The following is a 282-nucleotide window of genomic DNA, read 5'->3' as shown; positions in this document are numbered from 1 at the left end:
AACATGAATAAAATCAATGATATTGATGTCAAAAATGATGTAATCGACTTTGAAAAGGCAGCACTTAATAAGAAATATGAGGAGGTAATTAAGCTTAAGGGGAAAGTCAATATGGACGGTAGACGTGAAAAACTCATTGTTGAAGCTTTTGTAAATCTAAAAAAATATGAAGATTGTTATTCCTTCGCTAAAACGCAAGGAAATAAAAACGTAATGAAAGAGGTTAAAGAATTAGAGAAACGAGATATTCAACAATCTACGGTAAGTGAAGAGGAAAAGAAA

Annotated in this window: 1 pseudogene; it reads left to right on the top strand. The window is 30.9% G+C overall.

Annotated elements, in window-relative coordinates:
* Nucleotides 1–282 (top strand): annotated as a pseudogene (locus tag CN409_RS31245) (hypothetical protein); the annotation flags it as partial.

The organism is Bacillus sp. AFS012607 (assembly GCF_002558005.1).
Taxonomy (GTDB): domain Bacteria; phylum Bacillota; class Bacilli; order Bacillales; family Bacillaceae_G; genus Bacillus_A; species Bacillus_A thuringiensis_S.
Note: the sequence above shows the minus strand (reverse complement) of the source record. Positions and strands in the feature narration are given on the sequence as shown.